The following is a 12,505-nucleotide window of genomic DNA, read 5'->3' as shown; positions in this document are numbered from 1 at the left end:
AACGGAATGGCTCGGCTCACATCCCGGCAGGGGCGCTTCAAGCGCTCAGTTTTGAGCCTTATTCGATGCTATGCTGTCAGTCCTGCGTTTCGATTGAAGAGCTCTCCGGGTCTTGAGCATGGTATGCATGATAACAGCAAGCTTTCGTGCGACAGCGAAGGCAGCGCTTTTGAAGCCGATCCTCCCCCGGAGCTGAAGCCCCCATGTTCGCAAGGAACTCTGCATGGAGCTGCGCGTGAGAATGACCGACGCCTCTTCGTAGAGAAGCCCACGCAGATGGCGGTCGCCGCGCCTGGATATATGGACGTCGTAATCGACTTCGCCGGATTGATAGCGTCGCGTGGCGAGGGCCGTTGGTGCAGCGATCGCAGTCTAAGCGGATCTCTCTCTTTAATGCCTTTGCTACTCTGTAGCTTGTCCGTAGCGGACAGAATTCGGGCGTGCACATTCCTGCATTCGATTGAGAACGGCGCAGCCGAGGGCGACCTCCGTGTGCTGGGCGCTGAAAGAGCGTGCCCGCACCCGGCGGCCGATGATCGATTTGTCCCGACTGATCGCGGTCTCGACCAGTGAGCGTTTTCCGTAGCCGGTGGCGATCTGCTACTTCATTCTTCCATCGGCATTGATCGTGGCGATATGACGGTCCCGTTGGCTCGGGGGATGGCTATCCGGCCGCTCCAACGCATTGGCGCGCGGCGGAATGACGACTGCCGCGTCAAGACTGTGACGGGCGACGGCATCGTAGGTCGAATTTCCGTCATGGGCGCCATCGGCCGTGAACCGATGGATGGCATGTCGATCTGGTCGAGCAGCGGCTCAACTTGAGAGGCGTCGCCGGCATCCTGATCGGTAATGACATGTGCGATGATGTCGCCGCTGTCAGCATCCAGCGCCAGGTGCAGCTTGCGCCAGCCCGACGGGATTTGGTTGCATGCTTTTCTTCCAGCCATTGGCTCGTACCATAGATCTGCAAGCCTGTACTGTCGACGAGGACGTGGACGGACCCCGCTTCCGCGAGACGAAACGCCTGCTGCTTCTTTGGCGCTCTCGATTTGCTAGCCCTCCGGCTCAGCGTCGTGTGATCGTGAGCAGCAAGGTCCAGGCTGATCAGCTTCAGCACCGACGAAGCAAAGCCCTCCGTCTGCCGCAGACGCAGGCCGAAAACCAATCCCAACGTCAAAGCAGTCTCGATCGCCAGATCGGAATAGCGTGGCTGGCGTAAACTTCATCTTGCAGATGCGATGGCGGCGGGAGGCATTGTGTTTGAAAGGCATCGTTGCGAAAGACCGGTTATTACGATTGCCGACCACCTACGCCAGTGCCATTAATGATCCGCGCACCAACGCCTCCTCGCGGTTGTTCCTGGAAAGCCGCCTAATTGGGCACGTCGAGGGCGCATGCGCGGCGCACCTCCTGAACTGTGGCTGGCGCTCTCAAGTTGAATAGGCCGGAGAGGCCGCGTTCTATTCTTGATGCCCGGATTGCATCCTTGATGGCAAAGAACACCGAATTTGCCAACACCAGGGGAGGCTCGCCGACTTCTTTGGCAGAGAAGATCCCCTGATCGTCCGGAGGGATGTTAACAACCGACGGATCGTTTCGCGGAAACAACGACACATTGAACTCGAGTGGGATCGTGACCTGCGCTGGGATCTTATAACGCCAAGTATTGGTCGTATTGAGCTGCCCCTTCCCATTTCCAGCATTCGTGTCGGGCTGGTATACGAGATCCTCTGTCATGAGGAAGCCAACACCCTGAACGAAGGCGCCTTCGACTTGCCCGACGTCGAGCGCGGGGTTCAAACTCCAGCCAACGTCGTAGACGAGGTCGGAGCTGCGAATCTTCGTCTCGCCCGTGAGGATGTCGACCTCGACAACCGAGCAGGCGGCCGAGTAGGTGAATCCCACGAACTGGTTCTGCACGTCTGTGACCCTTGCCACGTTCGCTCGCGTGATGCCAGGAATACTCGGCTGATCCTCGGCTTGCTTGAAGGTCAGGACCGGCATGTCGAAGTCGCCGTGTTCAATATTGGCGTTGAAGGTTGCCGTCAGTGGCAATCGCTGCTTATAGGCGTAGTTGACCAGGTTTTGCCAGATCAGGGCGGTGACTTCGTTGACGGTGACTTCGGTGTTCCAGCCGGCCTCTCCGTAATTCCAGAAGTCGAGCCCGTTCGCTTGACACCAGTCATTCCCATTATCTTTCAGCAGCTGATAGCCGAACTCCGTCAATTCTTGGCGCAACTGTTCGCAGGTACGCTTCACGGCCTCGGCGCTATAGGGCGTTCCCGTTGAGGCGCCGCTGCTGCTGGTGTTGGGCGTCGTATCCGTTTGCGGACTTTCCACATGGATAAGTGACTGCGGGATGTTGAGCACATAGGATGCCACCTGCCTGACCTGGGTCAGCAGGCCCTGGCCCATGTCGACACCACCCTGATGGATCACGAGCGAGCCGTCCGATTGATTGACCACGACGATCGCAGATGACTGCTTCAATTGCTCGAAATTGTATCCCGATCCGTATTTGACGGGAATGAGCGCAATGCCTCGCTTCCTCCATTTGTTTTGCGCATTATACGCTTGAACATCCATAAGCTTATATTGGAATTGACATTTTGCCTTCAGGTAATTCCAGACCTCCAGCATGTAACAGGCAGTCAGGGTCTGACCGTAAGGAGTGACTTCACCACGCTGGTAAAAATTCCTCTCCCGCAGTTCCTCCGGGCGAAGTCCAACCGCGGTCGCCGCGTCGTCTATGAGGTTCTCCAGAATATTGGTCGCCTGAATGTCCCCGAACGCTCTCATCGCCGTATTGGGCGGGGTATTGGTCCTGCAGACATCGATCTGGCTCTCGAAGTTATCGATCATATAGGCGTTATCGATGCGGGTCTGGATGCAGTTCGTGACCACGAAGGAACAGTCGTAGTAGGCACCACCGTCTGCCCAAAGGGTCAAATGGGTGCCTTTAATCCTCCCCTTGTCTTCCGCGCGAACCGAACCATCATCGACGGCTATCTGTCCCACGCCATAAAGGGCATGCCGCTTGCCGATCATCGCCATATCGCTGTCGCGGGCCATCGCCAGACGCACGGGCGCATCCATTACTGCGGCGGCGACGGCCGTCGGTCCTGTGGTGAAACGCGCCTGCTCGGTTTTTCCGCCGAAGGCGCCGCCCAGCAATCGCGTCTGGATCTTGACCTTGTTGTACTGTCGTCCCAGTGCCGAGGCGACGGTCTGATGCATCTCCATCGGGCTCTGCGTCGACGAATTGACAATAATCCTTCCTTCGTCCGCCGGAATTGCCAGGCAGGCTTGCGTTTCCATGTAGAAATGCGCTTGCCCGCCGGTTTTCTGATTGTTGACCACTCGGATGCAATTCGCGCCGTCGACAGGCACGTTGTCAGTCGTTACCGGCTCTGCGTCGAAGTCGCTGGGGACGGCTGGCAGGGAGGCCATCCAATCAAGCCGGCTGCGCGGGCGCGTGATCTTCCATATGTGGCAGAGATACGCCGCTGTGGACGGGGTGTCAGGGAAGATGCTTCCTTTTGTGATGGCGTCCTCAATCGGCAATATTGGTTCTTGCCAACTCACGTCCCAATTGATCGGCTGATAGCCGAGGCAATATTCGGAAACATAGTCGGCAATCAGATTCGCATCCTCCTCGGTATCGGCAAGCACCATTGCGATCGCCTGCCCGAAATAAAGAACGGATCCTTCTGCAAACATGGGTTGATCGCCACCCATGCCCTGGAAGTTAGCCGGCCGGACCGGTACGTCCTCGCATGTCAGCAGTCGGCGGAAGTGCGGGAACATGTCCGCCAGCTTGTCGCTGAGATCATCGGGTTGAACCGGGTTGCTTTGCCATTGGAATGAAAACTGGGCTAGGGCGCTGCGACTCTGGACGAAGGCGGCATGCAGGGTGCCTTGGGGATAGGCGAGCTCGTGGGTATAGTGCGTGCGGCCTGAACACTGTTCCAGGGCGGTCGTCTTGACATATGGCTGTCCGACCGGAGCTTTGAAATCCTGTGCGGTATAATCCTGAAGACCGTTGCTGACGGGCCAGGTCCCCCAGGTCATTTCGCCGGCGGAATTGGCGTTGACCGGTATTGCAAAGCCCATTCTGACAAGGACCGCAACACCCGCCTTGTAAAACATCGCAACGGCAAGGTTCGCCTTGTATTCGTCGGTAAATCCTTCCCATGGAGCCTCGCCCCTTCGAGCCGCAGAATCCGCCAGAGCTTGTGTTACATCTGCCTTGAGTTGTGCGCAGGCGAACAACAGGTTTTCATACGAAAAAACCCTGCCATTCCAAAACCAGCCCTCAATGGTCGAGGCCCTCCAATAAGAGGCATTTATCCCTCCGAATATGACCTTCCCGGGACTCTTTGCGTTGCCCGATGGAACATCAATATCAAATGAAATGAACGAGTTAACGATGGAGTGTGCGTTTACCTCCCGCAACGCCACCTTCTGGGCAAAGGAGAAATAGCGCTCGTAGGGGTCCGAGAAAGACGTACCGGTGGGAGTGATCTGAAAGCTGACGATCACAATTTTGCCCGGGAAGGTCGGATCAGTTTCAATCCTGGTAAGGAGCGTATCGACCTGTTCGGTCGATTGCTGTCCTGGCACTCCATTGGCGAGATCCAGTTCATAATAGGTCACGGTCAAGTTTGTGCCGATGAGGGCGAACGTCAGATCGGACGGGAACGGCTCGCCGCTGCCGTTTGCAACGTGATGGAGCCACAGCATGAAGTTTCCGCCGATCGAAGCGGCATTTCGAACGATGCGCCCGGCCGTCCTTTCGGCCATATACAGAATCGCGGCGAAATCGGGAGAGTCATCATCGAGGCTGGCGATAAATTCAATGAGTTCACTGTAGGTGGTGCAGGCGGGAAGGGTGTAATGAAGCTGATCGTGAAATGCCGGGCTAGGCTTGCCTTGCAGCTCCTGAACGTATCGCAGGTCGATAAAGGCATCGACTGTCTCGAATTCGGTCTTGTAGATCCCATAGGATGTGCCGCCATGTATGAAGCGGAACGTCTTGCCGCCATTCGTCAGGTGGGCCGCATCCGCTGCCAGTTCATCCATGGTCGAGGGCGTGAACCACTGCACGGACCCCGGAACGTCTAGGGGCTCTACTGGAAATGATGAGGTCGGGGCGTCGATTCTGACCGGCGTTCCTTTTGGAATATCGATTTGCGGATCCTCAAGACACTTCATCCGGTTGTCCTCGTCGTGCGAGGACCAGTCGCTTGCCAAAGTCTTCATGCCAGTGAGGATTGGACGGTATCCTGTGCACCGGCAGAGATTACCATCGAAAATGCCTTCGATATCTTGCTTGGTAGCCTGGGGATTGTTTGTGATGAACTCCGACATGTTCATCACGAAGCCAACACTGCAATAGCCGCATTGGCTGCCATTGTTGCTTGAAAGTGCATGGGCAACAGGATTGATTTGAGAGATATCAGGACGAGCGGTAAGTGTGTGATCCCCCTTGTTGCTTGCCTTCACCTGCTTGATCGCTTCAACCAGGCTGGTGGGCAGGGTATCCCGGAAATCAGGACCTCCGCGTGAAGCGGTCGGATGATGTGCGGGATAAGCGGCCAACGAGGCCGGCATGCTGCCTGTTCCTTCGATCGTTGTAATCGCCATTCCATTCAGCGAGCAGAGTCGGCGCAGGCAGGAATTGATGGCGCGGTGTCTGATAGACCCTCCATCCGGCCAGTCCGAGAGAATGACCGTGCAACCACCGCACCCACCTTGCCCGCAGGGCTTCTTTGTGCCAGTCAGCCGCACCTCCGGCGACCGCAAATAGTCAACGAGCAAAGTGGACGGAGAGGGGTTCTCGATAGTAACTGACTTACCGTTGAGATAGAACTGCAAGGTCGACGTGGCTGCCATTTGTGGCTCCCTGGCTGACTACGATTAAGAGCTCGCCTCTACAGCGGAGGCCCCGCTGGTCATGTGGCGGCTGCCTATCTGAGATTGATTAATCTGCTTGGGTCGGTCCGGCTGTCCCAACCTGGAATCTGCCGTCAATTTGCTTTTGTGCGCGGAAAGACGCAGCCCGTGCGTCAGTTCAGCGGTATGGCGTTTTGATGCTTGCTCTGCTGATAGAGCACCGACAACGAAACGTATTTCTCTGCTATTGCGGATGCGCGCTCTTCGAAATGCGAACGCATCGTTTCGTCTGAAACGGCGATCATGTCGCGAATGAAGCGGCTATGCCAAAAGGCGTTTTGGCGCCGGTATTGTCCAGGGGCCAGTCCAAAAACCTCCTTCAGAATCTTCAAGTCGTGCGGAATGCTGAAGGCGTCGCGCGAATCTTCATGGGTGAAGAACGAATAGAAGTTGTCGAACCCCGCCCAGGTGATTGCCGAAAGGCACATGGGGCAAGGTTCATGCGTGGAGAGAAAGATCAGATCCTTCGGAGCCGGTCTTTCTGCGGCCGGCTGTTCGGAAAAGCGCTTGAGAGCATGGATCTCGCCATGCCACAACGGACTTTCCGTCTCATTGTTCGTTTCCGCCAGTACGACGGAGTAGTCGTCTTTTCGCAACAAGGCGGCGCCGAAGATCTTGTTGCCGCGCGACACGCCCTGCTGTGTCAGAGGCAGCACATGGTCCTCAAGTGCGGCCAGAAGTGCATTCAAAAGCAGGTTTTCATCTCTCGAAACAGCCATGCTTGTCATCCCTCACGATGCCAGAAGGCAGGGAATATGCGTTCCAAGCAGCATGCCAAGCACGCGATTGGCGTCTACGCCGACCGCAACTTTCTGATCGGGAGCCATATCCCATTCGCCGGGTGGATAAAGGGTTTCCCAGTCGCGTTGAATCGTCTGCCCGACCGCAACTCCTTCCGTTGCGACGCGGATCGGCCCTGATCGCACCTTGAACAAGGATGGATCGATCACGTAGACCGCGGCGGTGGCATCGTGAACATAGTAGCCGTCTATTCCGAACTGCGCATGGAATGCGCGGTATCCTTTGGATATCTCGACAATAAAGCGACCTGCTTCGCCACCATACGCTGCCAGTCGATTGAGTTCCGCCGGTCCCATCACGACCTGTCGGGTGACATCGAGCCCAATCGCGGTAACAGGCCATGCCGCGCCGAACACCTCATCGGCCGCAAGAGGATCGCCGATCATGTTTGCTTCGGCCACCGGCGTCACGTTGCCATTGTGCCCGGAGAGCGAAAACGCGCCACCCATGATGACGACCTCCTTGACGAGGGTGGCGATGTCAGGCGCCTCTCTTAGGGCAAGTGCAAGATTTGTCAGCCGGCCGACGGCGAGGAGCGTGATCTCACCTGGATTTTCCCGCACCGTGTCGATGATGAATCTGTGCGCTGGTCGCGGGTCCGGCTCTGGGAGGGCGGACTCATCCAGTGCAATGTCTCCAATGCCGTTCTGGCCATGGATATGAGCAGGTGGCAGACTTGTCTCACCGGCAAGCGAGATGCCGGCGCCGCGTGCGACTGGCGCCGGAATGGCGAAACGCTTCTTGAGATAGAGAGCGTTGCGTGTGACCGTATCGATGTCAGCATTGCCAAAGACGGTGGTAATGCCAAGGAGCGTGACATGGGGATAAGCGTTGAGAAACAGAAGCGCTGCCGCATCATCGACGCCAGGGTCCGTATCAAAGATGATTTTGAGCGACCTGTTTCGTGCGGGGATTGCAAGGTTCGACATTGTCGTCACGCTTTCGCCATGAGCTTCGGGAAGAAGTGTTTCTTGCCTGCTTCGGCCTTTTTCGCGTCCCAGCCAGCGAGAATGACCACCGCGCGGCTGGCAACGGCACAGCACCTTCTTATCGAATCAGCGGAATCCTCGCGTTTGCGTGTGATGCGGTTGGCACCCACTGAGCATATCATCCCGCCGCGAAACCCGAACAATTGTGCGAGTGTGAATATGGTCGCTGCTTCCATTTCGAAATTCGCGACCTTGGCCTTCTGCAGATCATCGATGACATGGTCCATTTTCGACTGACGGAAACCGCCTGGCATCGGATTGACCTCACCGGCATAGAAGCTGTCGACGCTGGCGGCGAGACCCACATGATAGCGTTCGCCCATGTCTTCGGCCGCCTGGATCAACGCCAGCAGCACCTCATGATCGGCGACCGCTGGATAGGATCTGTCAACGTAGGCATCGACTGTGCCCGAAAGGCGGAGCGCGCCAGTCGAGATGACCAGGTCGCCAGGCTCGATCTCCGGCTGAAGGGCCGCACAGGAGCCGACGCGGATGAAGGTATCGGCTCCGCAATTCGAGAGTTCCACAACGGCAATGTCCGTCGAAGGACCACCAACACCGTGCGAGCAGGCGGTAATGTCGACACCATCGAGTGTGCCGCGCGCCGTTCGGTATTCACGGAAATAGGCGACCTCCTCGTAGGAATCCCAGGAGCTTCCAACCACCGGCACGCGACCGGGGTCGCCCGGGGTCAGGACGTAGCGGGAAACATCGCCAGGCCTGATCTTCAGGTGCATTTGCAAGCCGCCAGGATGAATGGGCGTGTGTTGGATCGTCATGGTTATCTCCTCAGCTGCGTGATTATTTCGGGGGGATGAATTCGGTCGAATAGGTCTTCGAGACATCGACCGCGGACTTCAGATCGCCGAATTCCCGAAGCGTTTTCTCGGTCTCTCCGATCACTGCGCCATCGAAGGCGCAGGCGCCCCTGGCGCGCGAGAAATCGGTGTAGACGAAGCTTTCCTGCAGCTCCATCTGCTTGGCCTGCTGCACCGGATCGAGCTGGTTGTTGAGGCCGACGACGGTCTTTACGGCCTCGTCCTTGTGGGCGTAGGCATAGTCATAGCCTTTCTGCGTGGCCGCCACGAAACGCTTGACCAAATCCGGATTGCCGTCGACCGTCCTGCGGGCTGCAAAGATCACCTCGGCATAGGTGCTGACACCGAAATCGGAGGGCAGCAGCGTCGACGTCTTGTGTCCCTGCAGGTCGAGCGCAACTGCCTCGTTTATGACGAAACCGGTTTTGGCGTCGACGGAACCGTTGACCAGGAGCTGGTCACTCGGCGACACCACGAGTTTGATCTTCTCCAGCGGTACTCCAGCCTTGGCGAGCATCGCCTTGGTCAATGACCATGGACCGCCTTCATTATAAGCGAGCGTCTTGCCGACCAGATCTGCGGGTTTTTTGATGTCGCTCTTCTCCAGGGAAACCACGCCGGCCGGATGCCGCTGGAAGCATGCCGCCACCATGACGAGGTCCATGCCATTGGCATCCCCCAGCAGGATCTGGCCGACATCATTCGTTCCAAAGGTATTGGCACCTGACGCCACGAGGGCCGTCGAATTCAGGTTAGGCCCGCCTGGCATGATATCAACGTCGAGGCCGGCATCGGCGTAGAAGCCTTTTTCACGGGCCATCACGTAACCGGCGGACTGCACGTTGAGAAGCCATGGCAACCGAAGCGAGACCTTGTCGGCAGCAAGAGCTGGCGCCGACACAACGACGGGGGCCAGCATGAGGGCAGCAAAAAGGGCATATGCACATGATCTCATTGCAAAGTCTCCGAACAGGTTGTGAATGGTTCAGGCGTCCATGCTGGCTTCGGGCCAGAACAGACTGATTTTTTCGACGATGACGACCAGGTAAAACATGAGGATGGTTGCGACGGATGACGCAACGATCGCCGAAAACAGCATGGCTGCATCCTGCTGGTAACCGGCGGTGACGATGACCGTGCCGATCCCGAAATTGGCGCCGGTGAATTCCGCCACGATGGCACCGATAACGGCGGTACTCGAGCTTACCTTGGCGGCTGCAAAAATATAGGGAAGGGCGGCGTAGAATCGCGCATGGCGGAAGACTTGCGCCTTTGTCGCGCCGATGACCGAAAGAAATTCCAGGCTTTGCCGATCGACGGTGCGCAATCCCTTTACCGCGTTGACCAGTGTCGGGAAAAAGCAGGCGATTGCGGCGATCGCTACTTTGGGCTGTAAACCAAAACCGAGCCAGATGGTGAGAAGTGGAGCGATGGCAAGGATCGGGATTGCCTTCAACGTGATCGCCCACGGAAAAAGCGCCCGTTCGGCGGCTCTGGAATAAAGGAAGAGCATGGCCAGCGAAACCGCGAACGCCGTTCCGATGACGAAGCCGAGAACCGCGGCAGCCATGGTCCAGGCGAGATTTTGCAAAAGCATGTCGCGTGCTTGCCAGATTTTCACGCCGATGGCGCTAGGAGACGGAAGCAGGTAGGCAGGAACGGAGAAGACCCTGACCGCGACCTCCCAGAAGATCCCGATCGCAACGAACAGCCCGATGGCCGGTGTGAGATCGATGATGCGGGAAGCAATGCGGGCGATGGCAATTTGGACGGAGGGTGCGGCGGAATCATTGCTCATGGATCAATGCCTCCAGATCCCGCATTTGAGACACATATTCCGGACTGGCGCGCAGCGCGGGATCGCTGACACGTGGATTGAGAACGGAAACGATCGATTTTATCCGGCCGGGGCGAGGAGCCATGACGACGATCTGATCGGAAAGATAAAGTGCCTCGCTGAGCGAATGCGTGACGAACACGACCGTCAAACCCCGTGCGTTCCAGATGCGGATCAATTCGTCATGCATTTCCTTGCGCGTCAGATCATCGAGCGCGCCGAACGGCTCGTCCATCAGCAGAATGTCTGGCTCGTAGGACAAAGCGCGTGCAATCGACACGCGTTGTCGCATGCCACCGGAGAGTTGAGCCGGATAATGATCGGCAAAGGCATCCAGATGGACAAGATTAAGGAGATCAAGAACCTTGTCTCGACGCTCCGCCGCAGATCCGGCGCCAAGAATGGCCAGAGGAAGTTCTACATTCTGGAAGACCGTCTTCCAGGCAAAGAGGCTGGCATCCTGAAACACGAAGCCGAATTTCTTGCGGCGCTGGTACTCGACCGAGGAAAGGCCGTGAACGCGCACCTCGCCCTTGGTTGGCGGAAGGAGATTGCTGATGATCCGGAGCAAGGTCGACTTGCCGCAGCCACTGCGGCCGATGATCGATATGAAGCGATTTTCAGGGATGTTCAAGTTGATGTCGACCAGCGCGTCGACCGTTGCCCGCTTTCCGGGAAAGGACATGGAGACATTTCTGATCTCGATCGCGGCACGCAGTGGGGATATGTCCGACACCGTCTGTTCAATCGAGGAAAAAACCTCCCCCACGGGTTTGATCAGCATTTCAATCCCCTGTGTTGCGATTGTCCTGAAATGATCCGCTGCCCATTTTGTGGCATCGCTGAAGATGCCTCATAGGCTTCTCTTCAGTAATATCGATGATATGGCCGACGGATGGCCTTGCACCAGCAGATTTATTGAGGCTCTCTGCTCGAATAATTCGCTCGCTCGGAGGCTGGCATGGCGCTTCTCAAGACTTCGCTTATTCATTTCGACGCCGCGATCCGGCATGGCTCCATCCGCAAGGCGGCGGAAAGCCTGAACGTCGCCTCCTCAGCGATGAACCGCCAGCTTCTCCAACTCGAGCAAGAGATCGGTGTCGAACTGTTCGAGCGACTGCCGCGTGGTATTCGCCCGACGGCAGCTGGGGGTGTCCTTCTGAGCTACATCCGGCGCTGGAACAGGGAGGCGGGACTGGTCAAGCAAGAGATTGGCAGCCTCAGCGGCGGTGTACGGGGCACGATCCGCATCGCTGCCGCGGAGACCTTTACCGAGGACCTCTTGCCCAATGCAATGATGAAGTTGCAAGCCATTTTCCCGCATGTGAGTTATACGCTGATATCAGGCGACAACCAGCGCATCACCAACGAGCTTCTGGCAAAAGAGGCGGATCTCGTGCTCGCCTATGATGTCAGCGATCATGTCCGTGCCGAAAGAGCATATTCGATCATCGATCCGATCGGGATCATTACCGCTCCGGATCATCCGTTATCACGAAAGGAGGTTGCGACACAGGCCGACATTGCTGAATGGGCGCTCATTGCGCCTGGCGATGACTGGCTCAGACATAGCGGTTTGAAACATATTTTCGAAGGAGAGCAGGCCCCCGGTCGTATCGTCGCTCGAGCTGAGCGGCCCGGTATTCTCAAGGCTCTCGTTCGAGCCGGCCTGGGTATCGCTTTCCTCTCGTTGCTCGGCGTGGAAAAGGAGGTCTCCGAAGGCAAGCTTGCGTGGATACCACTTGGCCCCGGCATCATGGAGCCCGCGCAGATTTCGCTCCTGATACCACGTGGCCGTGTGCAGCCCGTCTATATGATGGAATTCATAGAGATCGTGAAGGGCGAGCTGAGCGAGTATTTGCGCGTCAACCGTCAGGGTGTTGGGACCTTGCAAACGTGAGATCTATGCTTGCCGGCGTTGAATTATCGAAGGGCCTATTCAAGCAAGGCGTGGCTATGCCTAAGCGCAAACTTAATAAATTGTGGTTGTCGTCCGATTAGAACTACGGGGTCAGCGGTTCGTATCCCTCAAGAGCGCGAAATTGCATGAATGTGGAACGCAGACTTCGCTATGTCAGTGCTTCGGTAGAAGTCTATGCCAC

Annotated in this window: 8 protein-coding genes and 2 pseudogenes; 1 reads left to right on the top strand and 9 read right to left on the bottom strand. The window is 57.1% G+C overall.

Going from position 1 to position 12,505, the window contains the following annotated elements:
* Positions 1 to 45 precede the first annotated feature (45 nt).
* From AC13QY_RS05540 to AC13QY_RS05500, 9 genes and pseudogenes are all read right to left on the bottom strand, one after another.
* Positions 46 to 363, bottom strand: a pseudogene (locus AC13QY_RS05540) (transposase); the annotation flags it as partial.
* A 39-nt stretch (positions 364 to 402) separates the two neighbouring features.
* A pseudogene (locus tag AC13QY_RS05535) lies at positions 403 to 1,274 on the bottom strand (IS5 family transposase).
* Between the two features lie 100 nt (positions 1,275 to 1,374).
* Positions 1,375 to 5,898, bottom strand: a complete 4,524-nt coding sequence (locus tag AC13QY_RS05530; RefSeq protein WP_488492835.1) for a molybdopterin cofactor-binding domain-containing protein — start codon at positions 5,896 to 5,898, stop codon at positions 1,375 to 1,377.
* 173 nt (positions 5,899 to 6,071) lie between these two features.
* Positions 6,072 to 6,677, bottom strand: a complete 606-nt coding sequence (locus tag AC13QY_RS05525; RefSeq protein ID WP_488492834.1) for a deaminase — start codon at positions 6,675 to 6,677, stop codon at positions 6,072 to 6,074.
* Between the two features lie 12 nt (positions 6,678 to 6,689).
* A complete protein-coding gene (locus tag AC13QY_RS05520; protein WP_113331646.1) occupies positions 6,690 to 7,688 on the bottom strand; it encodes a nucleoside hydrolase in 999 nt (332 codons plus the stop codon).
* Between the two features lie 5 nt (positions 7,689 to 7,693).
* Positions 7,694 to 8,527, bottom strand: a complete 834-nt coding sequence (locus tag AC13QY_RS05515) for a nucleoside phosphorylase (RefSeq protein WP_488492833.1) — start codon at positions 8,525 to 8,527, stop codon at positions 7,694 to 7,696.
* Positions 8,528 to 8,549: 22 nt separating this feature from the next.
* Positions 8,550 to 9,521 (bottom strand): ABC transporter substrate-binding protein, encoded by a 972-nt coding sequence (locus AC13QY_RS05510; RefSeq protein WP_113331648.1) that lies wholly within the window; start codon positions 9,519 to 9,521, stop codon positions 8,550 to 8,552.
* 30 nt (positions 9,522 to 9,551) lie between these two features.
* Positions 9,552 to 10,364, bottom strand: a complete 813-nt coding sequence (locus AC13QY_RS05505) for an ABC transporter permease (protein ID WP_113331649.1) — start codon at positions 10,362 to 10,364, stop codon at positions 9,552 to 9,554.
* Positions 10,354 to 11,187 (bottom strand): ABC transporter ATP-binding protein, encoded by an 834-nt coding sequence (locus AC13QY_RS05500; protein ID WP_488492832.1) that lies wholly within the window; start codon positions 11,185 to 11,187, stop codon positions 10,354 to 10,356. The genes AC13QY_RS05505 and AC13QY_RS05500 overlap by 11 nt, the downstream gene beginning before the upstream one ends.
* Before the next feature lie 177 nt (positions 11,188 to 11,364).
* On the opposite strand from AC13QY_RS05500, the gene AC13QY_RS05495 reads away from it, so the two are divergent.
* Positions 11,365 to 12,303 carry a LysR family transcriptional regulator gene (locus tag AC13QY_RS05495; protein WP_488492831.1) on the top strand — a complete coding sequence of 313 codons (939 nt, stop codon included), beginning with the start codon at positions 11,365 to 11,367 and terminating at the stop codon, positions 12,301 to 12,303.
* The last annotated feature ends 202 nt before the right edge of the window (positions 12,304 to 12,505 follow it).

It is taken from the genome of Martinezella sp. CNPSo 3795 (assembly GCF_057784475.1).
Note: the sequence above shows the minus strand (reverse complement) of the source record. Positions and strands in the feature narration are given on the sequence as shown.